At 60.5% G+C, this 15,711-nt stretch carries 10 protein-coding genes; 2 read left to right on the top strand and 8 right to left on the bottom strand.

Annotated elements, in window-relative coordinates; genetic code table 11:
• Position 1: 1 nt before the first annotated feature.
• Genes BLX89_RS12160 through BLX89_RS12170 form a run of 3 tightly spaced genes read right to left on the bottom strand, consistent with a single transcriptional unit; the run spans position 2 to position 4,864 of the window.
• Positions 2–1,639 (bottom strand): monovalent cation/H+ antiporter subunit D, encoded by a 1,638-nt coding sequence (locus tag BLX89_RS12160; RefSeq protein WP_075291187.1) that lies wholly within the window; start codon positions 1,637–1,639, stop codon positions 2–4.
• Positions 1,620–1,955, bottom strand: a complete 336-nt coding sequence (locus tag BLX89_RS12165; protein ID WP_075291188.1) for a Na+/H+ antiporter subunit C — start codon at positions 1,953–1,955, stop codon at positions 1,620–1,622. Before BLX89_RS12165 ends, BLX89_RS12160 begins: the two co-directional genes overlap by 20 nt.
• Positions 1,955–4,864, bottom strand: coding sequence for a monovalent cation/H+ antiporter subunit A (locus BLX89_RS12170; RefSeq protein ID WP_075291189.1), 2,910 nt, complete (start codon positions 4,862–4,864; stop codon positions 1,955–1,957). The genes BLX89_RS12165 and BLX89_RS12170 overlap by 1 nt, the downstream gene beginning before the upstream one ends.
• Before the next feature lie 481 nt (positions 4,865–5,345).
• On the opposite strand from BLX89_RS12170, the gene BLX89_RS12175 reads away from it, so the two are divergent.
• Both BLX89_RS12175 and BLX89_RS12180 read left to right on the top strand, forming a co-directional pair.
• The gene (locus tag BLX89_RS12175) at positions 5,346–6,059 is read left to right on the top strand and encodes a response regulator (protein WP_075291190.1); all 714 of its coding nucleotides are present in this window, start codon (positions 5,346–5,348) and stop codon (positions 6,057–6,059) included.
• A gap of 1 nt (position 6,060) precedes the next feature.
• Positions 6,061–7,314 (top strand): ATP-binding protein, encoded by a 1,254-nt coding sequence (locus BLX89_RS12180; protein ID WP_075291191.1) that lies wholly within the window; start codon positions 6,061–6,063, stop codon positions 7,312–7,314.
• 206 nt (positions 7,315–7,520) lie between these two features.
• On the opposite strand, the gene BLX89_RS12185 is transcribed toward BLX89_RS12180, so the two are convergent.
• From BLX89_RS12185 to BLX89_RS12205, 5 genes are all read right to left on the bottom strand, one after another.
• Positions 7,521–8,954, bottom strand: coding sequence for an efflux transporter outer membrane subunit (locus BLX89_RS12185; RefSeq protein ID WP_075291192.1), 1,434 nt, complete (start codon positions 8,952–8,954; stop codon positions 7,521–7,523).
• 476 nt (positions 8,955–9,430) lie between these two features.
• The gene (locus tag BLX89_RS12190; protein ID WP_075291193.1) at positions 9,431–9,799 is read right to left on the bottom strand and encodes a hypothetical protein; all 369 of its coding nucleotides are present in this window, start codon (positions 9,797–9,799) and stop codon (positions 9,431–9,433) included.
• 512 nt (positions 9,800–10,311) lie between these two features.
• A complete protein-coding gene (locus BLX89_RS12195; RefSeq protein ID WP_143523600.1) occupies positions 10,312–12,975 on the bottom strand; it encodes an EAL domain-containing protein in 2,664 nt (887 codons plus the stop codon).
• 83 nt (positions 12,976–13,058) lie between these two features.
• Entirely contained in the window at positions 13,059–14,678 is a 1,620-nt protein-coding gene (locus BLX89_RS12200) for a cisplatin damage response ATP-dependent DNA ligase (protein ID WP_075291194.1), read from the bottom strand.
• Between the two features lie 2 nt (positions 14,679–14,680).
• Entirely contained in the window at positions 14,681–15,691 is a 1,011-nt protein-coding gene (locus BLX89_RS12205) for a ligase-associated DNA damage response exonuclease (RefSeq protein WP_075291522.1), read from the bottom strand.
• Between the last annotated feature and the right edge of the window lie 20 nt (positions 15,692–15,711).

Here is a 15,711-nt window from a genome sequence, read left to right on the forward strand (position 1 = left end):
CTTACTCCTTTCCGACCTGCGGGGCGGACATGACCCGCCCGGTGTAATGCTGCGGTTCGGTCAGGAACTTGGCCGTCGTGTCCATGAAACGCATGGCAGGCCCGGCCTGGATGCTGAGGAAGAGGCAGGCGGCCAGAAGAACCAGGACTGGCGTGATCTCGATGAGATAAACGCGCGGGATGGTGCCTTCGATCGAGTTCCAGAAGGTGCGGATACCGATACGGTTCATGGCGATCATGGCGGCGAGACCGGAGACGATCAGCAGCGTCACATAGGTCCACTGCGCCCCGGTGATCGCGCTTGCGCCGGCATTTTCCGGATCGAAGAGGCCGTGAAGGATTGCGAATTTCGCCAGGAACCCGGAGAGAGGCGGCAGGCCGGCGAGAAGCACCGCGCAGACGCAGAAACACAGGCCAAGCACCGCGACCGTGCCGGGAACGGCCTCACCCTCTTCCTTTTCCGCCTCATCCTCGTCGCCATCGCCATAGGCTTCCATCGTCACGGCAAGAACGTCGGCGCCGGCGTCGCGGGCGCGCTCCACCAGTTCGATCAAAAGGAAGAAGGCGCAGATCGTGATCGTGGAACTGACGAGATAAAACAGCGCCCCGCCGATGACGTCGGGGCCGCCGATGCCGATGGCGGCAAGCAGCGTGCCGGAAGAGACGAGCACGCAGTAGCCCGCAAGCCGCCCCATTGCCTGAGAGGCGAGCACGCCGATGGCGCCGAAGCCAATGGTGAGCATGCCGCCGTAGAGAAGAACAGCCTGCCCGAAGCCGGTTGAATTTCCGCCCTCGGCACCGAAGAACAGCAGCGACAGGCGCAGGAGGATGTAGACGCCGACCTTGGTCAGGATCGCGAAGATCGCAGCGACGGGCGGTGTCGCTGCCGAATATGTGTTCGGAAGCCAGAAGCCGAGCGGCCACATGCCGGCCTTGACCAGAAACGCGATGCCAAGGATGGCCGCACCCGTTTCCATCAGCATGCGGTTTTCGCCGCTCAGGCCAGCGATCCGCATAGCAAGATCAGCCATGTTGAGCGTGCCGGTCGCGCCATAGATCAGGCTGACGCCGATCAGGAACAGCGAGGAGGCGACGAGGTTGATGGCGATATAGTGGAGCCCGGCCTTCACACGCAGTTGCCCCGAGCCATGCAGCAGCAAACCATAGGAGGCAGCCAGCATCATTTCGAAAAAGACGAACAGGTTGAAGAGGTCGCCGGTCAGGAAAGCGCCGTTGAGGCCGGCCAGCATCAGCTGGAACAGCGAGTGAAAATGCGAACCTGCCTTATGCCAGCGTGCCATGGCGAAGACCTGGGCGGCCATGGCAAGGAAGCTTGCCAGAACCAGCATCAGTGCCGAAAGACGATCGAGTACCAGCACGATACCGAAAGGCGCCGGCCAGTTGCCGAGCAGATAAACGCCCGCTCCCGGCGCGTCGGCACCGAAGCCGCCGGCCCGGTTGAGAAGAAAGACGGAGATTCCGAAGACAAGGGCCGTCGAGCAAAAGCCGATGATGCCCTTGGTCACACGCTCGCGCTCGTCGATCGGAATGATCGCGGCACCCGTCAGAAGCGGCAGCAGTATCGGCAGGATGATCAGATGTTGAACCCAGCTCATGCGATCACTCCCGGCCATCCACATGGTCGGTGCCGGTCAGGCCGCGCGACGCCAGGAGAACGACGAGAAACAGCGCGGTCATGGCAAAGCCGATGACGATCGCCGTCAGAACGAGCGCTTGAGGAATAGGGTCCGTGTGGGTCAGCAAACCGCCGGCGCCACCTTTCTCCAAAACCGGCGGTGCGTTGATGCGCAGACGGCCCATGCCGAAGATGAACAGGTTGACGGCATAGGACAACAGCGAAAGGCCGATGACGACCTGATAGGTACGGGGGCGAAAAAGCAGCCAGACGCCGGATGCGGTCAGAACGCCGATGGCGACGGAGAGAACGAGTTCCATCAGACGGTCTCCTTTGCGGCGGAGCGGGCGGCTCGGGCTTGCGCGCGCGGCGCACGAACCGACTGGTGGGCAAGGGCGATCAGGATCAGAACGGTCGCGCCGAGCACGAGCGAAAAGACGCCGAGGTCGAAAAGGATGGCGCTTGCCAGCGGCACTTTTCCGATGATCGGCAGATCGGCATATTGGGCATGGGACGTCAGGAACGGATAGCCGAACAGCCAGGAGCCGAGGCCGGTTGCGGTTGCAACGATCAGGCCGATGCTCATCCAGCGCAGGGGGTGGATACGAAGCCGCTCTTCCACCCAGCGTGTGCCGCCCGCCATGTATTGCAGGATGAAGGCGATGGACATTGTGATACCCGCCGCAAAGCCGCCTCCCGGCAGATCGTGGCCGCGGAAGAACAGGAAAGCCGCAAACAGGCCGATGGCCGGGAACATCCAGCGCATGATGACCGAAGGCACGAAGAGGTATTCTGCGATGCTGTCGCCCTTGGCGCGATCGGGATGCTTGTCGTCGAAGGCATTCTGCACGCGTTGCTGCTCCGGCGTTTCCAGGCTCTCTGTGGCGGGGCGGAAGCGCAGGAGAAGCGCAAAGACCGTCAGCGCCACGATGCACAGCACGGCGATCTCTCCCAGCGTATCGAAGCCGCGGAAATCAACGAGGATGACGTTGACGACATTGGTGCCGCCGCCTTCGCTATAAGCACGCTCTAGGAAGTAGCTCGAGATCGTCTCGGGCAGCGACTTGGTCATCAGCGTGTAGGAAATCAGCATCATGCCGATGCCGCAGAGAATGGCGAGCGCGAAGTCGCGCAGGCGACGCATGCGGACGGGAAAGGTCATGATCTCCTGTTCGTCATGCTGCTCGATACGTTTCGGCAGCCAGCGCAGGCCGAGCAGGATCAGAACCGTGGTGACGATTTCGACGAGCAGCTGCGTTACAGCGAGATCCGGTGCCGAGAGCCAGACAAAGGTCAGGCACGTCGCCAGCCCGGCACCGCCGAGCAGCACGAGCGAGGCAAGGCGGTGAAATTTCGCCTGATAAGCCGCACCGATGGCGCAGATGATGCCGATCAGCCAGAGGAAGCCAAGCACCGGATCGATAGACCGCACCACGATTTCCGCCGGTGAGAAGCCTCTCAGCAACAACGGTATCGCGCCTGCCGCCAGCGCCACTAAAATGAGGACGCGCATCTGCGGCTGCAGCCGGCGCGTGCCAGCCCGCATTTCAATGGAGCGGGCCCATTTCCACGACAGCGTGACCAGGACGCGCTCGAAGATGCGCTGGCCTTCGAGCCGACGGAAGAGCGGCGGTCCCTCGATGCTGGTGGCGAGGTAATTCTTCATGATAAGGAACAGCGCCACGCCGCCGGCAAGGGCGATGAGGCTCATGAACAACGGCAGGTTCCAGCCGTGCCAGACGGCGAGGCTGTAGTTTGGTGTTGCCGGGCCGAGAACGGATTGTACGGCCGTGTGCAGGAAGGGACCGATTGTATAGCTCGGCACGATGCCGACAACGAGGCAGGCGAGCACGAGAAACTCGATCGGCGCGCGCATCCAGTGCGGGGGCTCGTGTGGCGATTTCGGGAGGTCGACAGGTGGCGGGCCAAAGAAGACGCTGTGAATGAAGCGCAGCGAATAGGTCACCGCGAACATGCTGGCGAGCGTGGCAACGTAAGGCGTCACCGTATCGAGCAGGTTGTATCTGTGGGTTTCGATCGCCTCCGCGAAGAACATTTCCTTGGAGAGGAAGCCGTTCAGGAGCGGCACGCCGGCCATTGAGGCGCTGGCGACCATGGCGAGCGTGGCTGTGAAAGGCATGAACCGGAAGAGGCCGCTCAGGCGGCGCATGTCGCGGGTGCCGGTTTCGTGGTCGATAATGCCCGCGGCCATGAACAGCGACGCCTTGAAGGTCGCATGGTTGATCGTGTGGAAGATCGCCGCGACCGCCGCGAGCGGGCTGCCCAGGCTGAGCAGGACCGTGATCAGCCCGAGATGACTGATGGTCGAATAGGCGAGCAACCCTTTCAGGTCCTGTTGAAAAATAGCGAAATAGGCGCCCAGCAGCAGCGTGCTCAGGCCCGCGAGCCCGACGATCCAGAACCAGGCGTCCGTGCCGGCCATGACCGGCCAGAGCCGGATGAGCAGGAAGACGCCAGCCTTGACCAGCGTCGCGGAGTGCAGGAAGGCAGAAACAGGCGTCGGAGCCGCCATGGCATGGGGCAGCCAGAAATGGAATGGAAACTGCGCACTCTTCGTCAGCGCGCCCAACAGGATAAGAACGAGGATCGTCGTGTAGAGCGGATGCTCGCGAATGACATTACCGGAGGCAAGAACGACATCGAGATCGTAGCTGCCGACGACGTGGCCGATCAGCATTAGCCCGACGAACATGCAGAGGCCGCCGGTGCCGGTCACCGTCAGGGCCATGCGGGCGCCGTCTCGGGCGGCTGCATTATGGTACCAGTAGCCGATCAGCAGGAACGAAATGATGCTGGTCAGCTCCCAGAAAATGGCAAGCAGCACCAGATTGCCCGAAAGGACCACGCCGAGCATGGCCCCCATGAAGGCGAGGAACAGCGAGAAGAAGCGCGGCACAGGATCGCTTGCCGACATATAATAGCGGGCATAGACGACGACGAGCAGGCCGATGGCGGTGACGAGGCTTGCAAACATCCATGCGAAGCCATCCATGCGCAGCGTAAAGTTGAGGCCGAGTTCCGGCAGCCACGCGATCTCGTATTTCAACGGTTCGCCATTCGCGATTGCAGGATAGAGACCCGCCGACGTCGCAAGGCAGAAGAGTGCGATTGCGCCTGACCACCAGGCGGACACCGTGCCTTTATGGCTCGGGATGCAGATTGCAACAAGGCTTCCTGCAAAAGGCGCAAGAACCAGACTCAAGAGCAATGTCGCGGTGATCTCTATCGTTTTTTCCTCAATCGCGTTTCACGGAGAAGATCCGTCCGGATCTTGCAGCGCGTTGCGATGCGCATTCGAGCGACCGCAGGGCGCCTCAACCGGAGCGTCGACGAAGTCCCAGGCCGAACTGGCTGGACACGAAGCGGCAGGTCCGCGTCATCATGACCGGACATATCCGATCTCGTCCCGCACCACGAGAAATTGCGGTGCGAATGCTTCCAAGGAAGGGCATCTGTTTTATGGCTGCTTTCCGCCGCCATGCCAACCCGTAAGTTCAATAAAATCCGCGCCCTGCGGCAATTCGTTCGCCGCCAGGCACAGGCGATCCCAGAAACAACAGCGGGCTGTCTGTCGTTATTTTTGTAACGAAATGTGGAAGTGACGCGCACAGAAACGTTCAGACAAATCTGATGCCGGTCGGGAACGGCAGGGAAGGATGCGTTTTTGCTGATGAATGCTATAACGAGGCATGGACAATCCCTCTCATATTCTCGTCGTCGATGACGATCCGGAAATCCGCCGGCTTCTTGGCAAATATCTCGATGGCCAGGGGTTTCGTGTCAGTTTGGCGGGCAGCCGAACCGAGTGCGAAGCCAAGCTCAGCGAGTTGAAAATCGATCTTCTGGTTCTCGACGTCATGCTGCCGGATGGCTCTGGGCTCGATCTCTGCCGCTCGCTTCGGGAGCGTCTGCCGGGACTTTCGATTATTCTTCTGACCGCCTTGAAAGAGGATGTCGATCGAATCATCGGCCTCGAATTCGGGGCGGACGACTATCTCGGCAAGCCCTTCAATCCGCGCGAACTGGCGGCCCGTATCCGTGCCGTGCTGCGCCGTGGCAAACAGGAGCCGCGGCAATCGGTCGAGCGACGTTATATCTTCGCGAACTACGTCGCAGATATCGAAAGCCGGACGCTCACCGCGCCGGACGGCTCTCCTGTTGACCTGACCGGCGGTGAGTTTGAGCTGCTGATGGTCTTCCTTCAGCGACCCGGACGTGTTCTTTCCCGCGATTCCCTTCTCGACCTAACCCAGGGGCGGACGGCTGATCCTTTCGATCGCTCAATCGACATCCTCGTCAGCAGGCTGCGACGAAAACTCGGCGATGCCAGCGTGTTCAACCTGCTGAAGACCGTGCGCAACAAGGGCTACCAACTCGCAGTTCCTGTCGAGCGCGGCGGCTGATATGTGGTCGCTGCGCACGCGCTTTACCGTACTTCTCGTCATCGCCGTTCTTCTGGTACTCGTCATCGCGACGTTTGTGACGACACAGCTCCTGCGCAAGCCGTCAGAGGCGATCTTCGCGCAGGCCCTCGCCGAAAAGGCCGAACTTGCCTACCAGTTGCTGGAGAAAGATCCCCAAAGTGCGCAGGGGCTGCAGATACGCATCGGCAATCCGCCCCTTGCGGAATGGATCGATGTCAAGCGCACCGAAGGATTGAATGCGGTTGCAAGGAAGAGCGGCTACCAGGCTGAGATGGCTATGCTGTGGCATTCCGACGACCGCGCCCGTGGACTGGCCGTCAGGCTTTCCGACGGGCGATGGGCCTATCTCGTCTTTCCCGGTCCCGGTCCCTTTCCTCTCTGGCCGCTGATGGCCTATCTGACTCTGGTGGCCGCCGGTGTCGTTGCTGTCGCGGTCTATGCAAGCGACGTCATGATGCGTCCGCTGAGGGTGCTCGACGAGGCGATCTCGAACATCAGGCCGGACGGCGTTATTCCCGAAATGGCGGAAAGCGGCCCGATGGAGGTGCGAACCACCGTGCGGACCCTCAACAAGCTGTCCTCGCGGCTCAACACGGCCATTGCCAGCCGCATGCGTCTTATCGCGGCGGCCGGGCACGATATGCGCACACCGATGACACGCATGCGACTGCGGGCTGAATTCGTCACCGACAATGACGACCGCATGGCGTGGTTGAGGGATCTCGACGAGCTCGACCAAATTGCCGATAGCGCGATCCGGCTCGTGCGGGAAGAAGTCAATCCTGAGGCCCACGAACCGGTGTCGCTGGACGGCCTCGTCGGCGATGTCGTTTCCGAGCTCGTCGAAATGGGTTTGCCGGTCGAGCAAGGCAGGGTGGAGCCGGCGCTCGTTGTCGGCGCTTCCTTCGCGTTGAAGCGGGCGCTGCGAAACCTTATCGTCAATGCCGCGACCCATGGATTGAGCGCAGCGATATCGCTTCGCTGCGATAGCAGCGGATATGCGGTTCTTGCGATCGTTGATCGCGGGCCGGGCATTCCAGCGGATCTCCTCGACCGCGTCTTCGAGCCGTTTTTCCGTGTGGATCAGGCGCGTCGCAAGCTGATACCCGGAGCGGGTCTCGGTCTGGCAATCGCGCGTGAGATCATCGAGAACCATGGTGGGACCGTTACCATCGTCAACCGGCCCGGAGGCGGCCTGATGCAGACGATCTCGCTGCCGCTTCTTCAAGCCTGAACCGCGGCCGAAGACGGATATCTTCTGAAGCTCGATCGTGGTGAGGCTGCGGATACCGTCACCGTTTTTTCCGGATGATCCTTGCGGCGTAAGCGGCGCTTTTTCATTTGATAGCCTAAAACGAAAGCGGCCGCCGAAATGGCGGCCGCTTGATCATTTTTCTCGTCAGGAGAAGCGGCGCGATCGCCGCAGTGTCGCTTTCCCCCTTACTGGGTTGCAGCGACTTCTCTCGTCGGGGTCTGGATTGCCGAGCCGCCGCCGATAGCGATGTTGAGCGCGACATAGTTGCTTGCGAGATTGCGGATGCTGGCTGCAAGCGTCACGCGCGATGCGGCGAGGTTGCGCTCGGCGTCGAGGACGTCGAGCAGCGAGGTTGCGCCGCCACGATAGCTTTCGCGGGCAAGGCTCAGGGCCTGCTCGTAGGAATCCACCACCTTGCGCAGGGCGGCGACCGTTTCGTAGTTCTTGCGCAGGGCGATAAGCGCATTCTCGACTTCCTCAACCGCGTTCAGCACCGTTGCCTTCCAGGTGAGATACTGCTGCTGCGCTGCGGATTTCTCGATCTCGACATTCGCCTTCAGGCGGCCGCCGTTGAAGACCGGGATCGACAGGCTCGGGCCGAAGGACCACGCGCCGGTGCCGCCGGTTGCCGCAGACGCAATCGTGCGGGTCGCATCGATCGTGCCGCCGAGCGAAAGGCTCGGGTAGAGCTGCGCCTCGGCAACGCCGATTGCCGCGGTCTGGGCCGCCAGCAGGCGCTCGGCACTGCGGATGTCCGGACGATTGCGGATGAGGTCTGCCGGGATGCCGACCTTGGTGTTGTAGCGCGGCCAGGGCTGGGCCGCGCCCTTGATGAGGCTGGCGGTAACCGACGTGGCAGGCAGGCCAAGCAGGGTTGCGATGTGATTTGCAGCCTGATTGAAGCCGGTCTCGTAGCCGGGAAGCTCGGCAAGCGTGGTGTTGACCAGACCTTCGGCCTGAACGACATCGAGGCTGGAGGCTGCGCCGGCCGCCTTGATATCGTTGGTGAGCTTCAGGGTTTCGCGACGCGATTCAAGGTTCTTGCGCTGCAGCGCCAGAGCTTCCTGATTGTAACGGGCCTCGATGTAAGAGGTCGTCAGATCAGAGAGATAGGCAAGACGCGCGACATTCACATTGTCGTAAGAGGCGTCGAGGCTCGCTTCAGCGCTTTCCTTGGCGCGGCGATACTGGCCGAAGAGGTCGATCAGCCAGGAGGCGTCGCCGCCGGCATTGAGCGTCTTCGTCTGGCTATGGTCGCGACCCGTGGAATCCCGCAAGTAGGAACCATCCGATCCCTGTGCCGTCGCGGCGCCGCCGGCATTGATCTGCGGCAGACCACCGGCGCCAGCCACGATCACATTGGCGCGGGCTTCGACGATGCGCTCCAGAGCCTGCTGGACGTCAAGGTTTTCGTTCATGCCCTGGGCGACGAGAGCGTTCAGTCGCGTGTCGCGGAAAGCTTCCCACCAGGGATTGAGGGTAACGTTGTCGCTGCTCGCATGGCCACCCTGGGAGAACTTGGCGGGAAGGGCTTCGTCAGGTTTCTGATAGTCGGGTCCGACGACGCAGCCGGAAAGCAGAAGAAGGCTCAAGGGAAGGAGCACTTTGAGAGTTTTCATCGGGTTCCCCATCCGGCAACGGAGCGCCGGTAACTAACGATTCACTTTTTGTCTTTAGCATTTTCCGCGCCGCAAGCGAGCGGGCAATTGCGAACAAGGCCCCAAAACAAAATTTCCACAGTTCAGTGTTTCCCATGCGCCACGCATGGGAAATCGCGTTCGCGCAACCGCCGCCGGCCCCAAAGGATCAGACGACGAAACGCGCAAAACCTGTTAACCGTTGTAGGTAACGGTCTTGCGTCAAGCGAGTATCTATTTGTTTCTGATGATGAGGGCCCACACGATTTTCTGGGCGTGCGCTGATTATGTCACAGGCCGGCAAATCGGCGCGAAGGATGACGGACATCGCGATTGCGGCGTTTCATGGCCGAATGGGGCGCGGCGCCCATATCAGAAGCAGGTGGTGCGCATCATGCGACCGGTCGATGTTTGTCTCCCCCGTCAACAGCCTCGGCTAACCCTTGGGGGACAGATGTTCAGACCCACATTTCGCGATCGCCGAAGCCATCGCCTTCGCTGAAGTTGCGGGTGCCGATCATGGACACCGCCTCAGTCGTCTGCGACTGCTGAGCCTGGGACGACTGTGTGGCATTTGTCGTCTGCTCCTGCGTGCTCGCCTTGCGGGCCTCGGCCGCTTCGGCCGCCTTCAGCTTGGCCTGCAATTCTGCGATCTCTTCATTGATCGCATCCTTGTCTTCCTGTGTTTCGGCGTCCTCGAGCTCGGCCTGCTTGGCCTCGATTTGGGACTTGAGGGATGCCGTCTGCGAAGTGCCGCTGCTGCTACTGGTGCTCGATGTACTCGTGAGCGTAGACAGCAACGAGGTGCTTGAAATGGCTCCAACCATCCTCTTTCCTTTCTGGTGGGTTGCGGTGCGTCCTTGCTTAAAGCAGCCAAAGCTAAACGGTTTGTCACGGCAATCCTGCAGAAGTAATCATTGGTTTTTCGGGTAATTTCAACGCCTGGAAACATTTCCGACAAGTATAGCGTGCGGCTTACGAGGGAAGCTTTTCCCGCCTTCTGCTAGTTCTTTCCATCTCGGGAAAATAAATTGCGTAGATCCCGCGTTCCAAGGAATGAATGAAGGGAATTTTTCGAAAAAACTGCTGCCGACTGCAAAGCCTACATTATGTCGCGGCCTGCAGATTTATCACTCTGTCGAAACAGAGCGGAAATATGACGACATTTACGGGATCTGAGGGGAAACAAGTCGATACAAAAATCTGGTCGGTTCCAAGCCCCTTCGAGGCATCGACAAGCGCTATCGCGGGCTTTTATCCGCCATTTAAGGCTGCAGCGTGTGGGGACGTGTCTTGCCAGCGGCGAATCGAGGGTAACGGGGACCGCTTAAGTCTTGCGCTACGCCGCCATCCAGCGGCGCTCGCGGGCAAAATTTGCAAGGTCGTTGGGGCTCATCGGACGGGCAAAGGCGTAGCCCTGCAGACCGTGGCAGCCGAGATCCTTCAGGACCTTTGCATGCTCCAGCGTTTCCACGCCCTCCGCCGTCACTTCAATCCCGAGCGATGTGCCGATGTCGATGATCGAGGATACCAGCTGGCGGCGGCTTGGTGAGGTCAGGATCGGCATGATCAGCTGGCGATCGATCTTAAGACGGCGGGGCGTAAGCTTCAACAGGCTGACGATTGAGGCGTAGCCGGTGCCGAAGTCGTCGATTTCGATATCGATGCCGAGCCCTTTGATGCGCTCGATGTTCGACAGCACCGTCATGTCGCTCTCGTCGAAGGAGATCGATTCCAGGAGCTCGAAGGAAAGGCGTCCCTTGGGGATGGAAAGCTGGTTCAGCCGCTCGATCAGATTGTCGTCGTGGAGGCGATGGTAGGAGAGATTGACCGAGACCTTTGGAATGTTGATCTCGCCTGCATCCCACCGGTGAAGCTGGAAGAGAGCCTGCTCGAGAATGCGTTGATCGATCTCGGCAACGACATTGATCTCTTCGGCTGTTTTCAGGAAGGCGTGGGGAGCAAGAACGCCTTTCTGCGGATGATCCCAGCGGGCAAGCGCTTCGACGCCGATGATATCGAGCGTCTTCGGGCAGAACTGCGGCTGGAAATAGGCGATGAACTCGTTCTGCTCGAGGCCGCGTCGTATTTCGTCGGCCGTCTGCTTGCTCTTGAAGACGGCGGTTTTCAGGGAATGCGCGAAGATTTCGTAGCGCCCTCGGCCGCGGCGCTTGGCTTCATAGAGAGCGATATCGGCATTCACCAACACCTGTGTCAGCTCCTCGACGCTGCTCGTCTGTTCCGCGATGCCGATGCTGACGCCGATACGGCATTCCTGGCCGTTGTAGAGAACCGGCAGGCTCATCGCCTCGATGATGCGACGTGCAAGGGCGGTATCGGTATCATGCGAGCGGGAAACAATGACGAATTCATCCCCGCCGATCCGCGCCACGAAATCTTCCTTCCCGGTGTTGTTCTTCAGGATGCGGGACGCGTGGCGCAGGATTTCATCGCCGGCAGCATGGCCGAGCGTGTCGTTGATTTCCTTGAACCGGTCGAGATCCATGTGGAAGATGCGGGCCGGAGGCCGGCTTCCGTCGTTCAGTTCCGTTTCCGCCGCCAGCACCTGGTCGAGATAGCGGCGGTTGGGCAGGCCCGTCAGCGGGTCGTGGAGCGCATTGAATTCCATGCGGTGACGGGCAGCTTCAAGTTCGGCACTGTGGGCTTCAGCCTCGCGCCGTGCCTGTTCCAGGCTCTCGTTTCGCTGAACGTCCGACGTCACGTCCCAGTTGACGCCGACGATCTTGCTGCGGCCTTCGGCATCCACATAGCCGGAACCGATCGTGCGGATGTGGCGAACCGAGCCATCGTGCAGGAGAAGTCGGAATTGGGATTTGTAGGATTGGCTCTCGGTCGAGATCGCATCGGCAAGCTCTGCCTCTGCCCGGGCTTTATCCTCGGGATGGAGCGTGTCGCACCAGGTTTCGTAGATTTTATCGTCGTCACCCTGGTAGCCGTAAAGCTCCTTCATGCGTTCGTCCCAATGAAGCACGCCGGAACCGGTATCGAGTTCCCAGATGCCGATTTCCGACGTGTCGAGAGCGATGTTCAGGCGATGCGACATCTCCTGCAATTTGTGACGGCCGTTTTGCAGCGCAAGAATGTTGGCCTGACGTTCTTCCATCAGGCGGCCCATGACGACCATGGGGACTATTATGATGAGGCTGCCAAGCGCCAGCAGCAACCGCAGGGACCACAGATTGGGAGGATCGGCCGGCCAGCCGCCCCTCGGAATGGCGTTGATCTGCCAGGAGCCGCCCGGAAGCAGCACGCTCATGCGGACCGGCTTGCTGTCACGGATCGTGTTCTCGCCGTAAAACAGCGGCCCATCCTTGCCGAGACCGTCCTTTCCGGAAATGGCAATATCCATGTCGAGCTTCGGGTCGCGCAGTCCGGCGGCCTTGTAGAGTTTCTCAGCATCGATGACTGCGGACACGATGCCCCAGAAGCGCCCACCGGTTCTTCCGCCATTGCTGTAAACGGGAAAGCGGCCGATGAGGCCCTGACCGCCCTGCACAAGCTCAAGCGGGCCCGCCAGAACAAGCTTGCCGCTTTCGCGAACGCGCAAAGCGGCTTCGCGCTGATTGTCGTTCTTGTTGTAATCGAGGCCGATCACCTTCTCGTTGCCGCTCAGAGGATAGACCAGGGACACGATCAGATCGGGGGCGGCAGCGATGCTGCGCAGGTTGGAACGCTCGCTCAGAATATTGCGGGAAAGGGCGGCAAACCGCTCCTGGGACATGCCAGGCTCAGTTGCAATGGTGGCGATCAGACCGCGCACCAGCTGAATATCGCCGTTGACGCCGGCCTCGAGTTTCGAGCGGATCGGATTGAGTTCGCTGACAACGGAAGCGCGCAGTTTGGCCGCGTGTATGTCGCGGTTTTGCTGCTCTGCAAAAAAGCTTGCTGCAAGTGCCACGACAACAGCGACCAGGGCCGGAAGGTAACTCGGCCTGAAAAATCGTGCCAATTCAAAGGTTTTTGCCTTCTTGTATGCTGACAACGCAGTCCGTCCCTTATCGCCTTGCTTTCGGCTTTGGGAGCATTGTCACAAATTGATCTTAACAATACGTGCTTTTCTCGCCGTTAGACCAGAGGCGCGATCATAGCGACAAGCGTTTCCAGCCGGTCGGCATCACGCGGCAACTTGTCTTCCCGCAGCCGGGCTATGCGCGGAAATCGCATGGCGACGCCGGATTTGTGGCGGCTGGAGACGTTTATGCCCTCGAAAGCGACCTCCACCACGAAGCCATGATCGGGCTCGGCCCGGATCGAGCGAACCGGGCCGAAGCGCTCGATGGTGTTTTCGCGCACGTAACGATCGAGAATTTCGAGCTCGGCATCGGTGAAGCCGAAATAGGCCTTGCCGACGGGGACAAGCGTCTCGGGGCCATCCTTGTCCGTCCAGACCCCGAAGGTGAAGTCGGAATAGAAGCTCGACCGCTTGCCGTGACCGCGCTGGGCATACATCAGAACGGCATCGATATTATAGGGATCGCGTTTCCACTTGAACCACGGGCCTTTCATGCGGCCGGCCGTATAGGGGGAATCGAGCCGTTTCAGCATGATGCCCTCGATCACCGGATTGGGCGGTGCGCGTCGAAGGCTGTCCAGCTCATCCCAACTCGAGAAAGCAACAAGCGGGGAGAGGTCGAAACGGTCGGGCGGGGCGGCATTGATCAACTCCGCCAACCTTTCGCGCCGCTCGACGAAGTTTCTCCCGCGAATGTCTTCCTCGCCCGCAAACAACAGGTCATAGCCGCGGATGAAGGCGGGATAATCCTCGATCATCTTGCGCGTCACCATCTTTCGGTTGAGACGTTGCTGCAGGTCGGAGAAGCTGCGGGTGGCGCGGTTGGTGCGCGCGGTGCCGCCCACCAGAAGCTCGCCATCGATGATGCCTTCGAAATTGGCCGCTTCGAGAACGTCGGGGAAGGCCCCGGATATGTCGTCGCCGCTTCGGGAATAAAGCCGTCTCGTGCCGGCGAGATTGGCAAGCTGCACGCGGATGCCATCCCACTTCCATTCCGCCGCAAAATCTTTCGGATCAAGCGAGGCGAAATCGCTTTCTGAAAGCGGTGTCGCCAGCATGACCGAATGAAAGACGGCGGGCATGGAAAGGCGCGGCTTCTCGCTCTTGCCCTCCAACCATTGGAAAAGATCGAGATAAGGGGGCTCCAGGCCGTGCCACAGGCTTTCGATCTCAACGATATCGACGTTACCCATCTCGGCCAGCGCCTGTTTCACCAATCGTGCGGAAACGCCGATGCGCATGCCGCCGGTGATGAGCTTCAGGAATGCAAAGCGGCTGGAGCCGTCAAGCTGATCAAGCAAGGTCCGGACCACGCCATGAACGTCGGCGCGGCTTGCCGACTGCAGTTGTGTCACGATGGCGCTGAGCGAAAGGTCGATCTTTTCCTGGACTGCATCCTTCGACGGTTCCCAGACGAGCGAAATCGTTTCGGCGAGATCGCCGACATAGTCGTAGGAATATTGAAACAGCACTTCGTCCAGGCGCTCCAGCACCAGCTGTTTCAGGAGCTGGGGCTTGACTGTGCTGAGTGTCAGCGTGCCTGAAAGCGAGGCCAGTGCGTAGCCGCGATCGGGATCCGGCGCGGTACGGAAGTAGTCCGCCATCAGCTTGATCTTGGCGTTGCGTTGCGGCGTCAGAACGAGACGGTCGAGCAGTTCGGCAAAGTCGTGCATGATCAATCGCCCTCGTCTTCATAACCGACGAGATGGAGCGGGCGGGCCGGGATCCCCTGCAGCTCGCACCAGCGGACAAGGGCTTCCTCGCGACCGTGCGTGACCCAGACCTGCGACGGGGCAACTTCCTTGATGGTTGCAAGCAGCTCCGGCCAGTCGCAGTGATCCGAAATGATCATGGGCAGTTCCACGCCACGCTGTTTGGCCCGCTGGCGCACCAGCATCCAGCCGGAGGCGAAAATGGCGATCGGGTCGGGAAAGCGCCGTGCCCAGCGATCGGCAAAGGCCGAGGGTGGGCCAATGACGATCTTGCCGGCAAAGGACTGGCGCTCACTGCTGTCTACCGTTGCCGGCCGAAGTTCTCCCAGAGATATGCCGTGCTGCTGATAATAGCCGCAGAGCTTCGCCAGCGCGCCATGGATGAAGATGGGCTCGTGGTAGCCGGACTCGCGCAGCAGGGCGATCACACGTTGTGCCTTGCCGAGCGCATAGGCGCCGACGAGGTGCGTGCGTTCGGGAAACTGTTTCAGGGAAGTCAGAAGCTTGGCGATTTCGCCTCTGTCGTCGGGGTGGTGGAAGACCGGAAGCCCGAACGTCGCCTCTGTGATGAAGACATCGCAGGGCACCGGTTCGAAACCGGCGCAGGTCGGGTCACGGCGACGCTTGTAGTCTCCAGAGACGACGATCCGCGTTCCTTCGGCCTGTACCAGAATTTGCGCCGACCCGAGCACATGGCCCGCCGGATGAAAGCTCACGTCGACACCGTCGATGGAGAGCACCTTGCCGAGCTCACTGCTTTCGGCAGTGCCGCAGAAATCCTCGCCGTAACGGATCCTCATAATGTCGAGGGTTTCGCGGGTGGCGAGCACCTTGGCGTGACCGGAACGGGCATGATCGGCATGGCCGTGGGTGATCAGCGCCCGTTCGACCGGCTGCACCGGATCGATATAGAAATCGCCCCTCTCGCAATAGAGGCCTCGGGGCGTGGAGTAGAGTAATGCTTCCGGCTTCATCAGAAGCAAGATAGCCGGCA

Origin of the sequence: Pararhizobium arenae, assembly GCF_001931685.1 — a bacterium.
In the GTDB taxonomy this organism is placed as follows: domain Bacteria; phylum Pseudomonadota; class Alphaproteobacteria; order Rhizobiales; family Rhizobiaceae; genus Pararhizobium; species Pararhizobium arenae.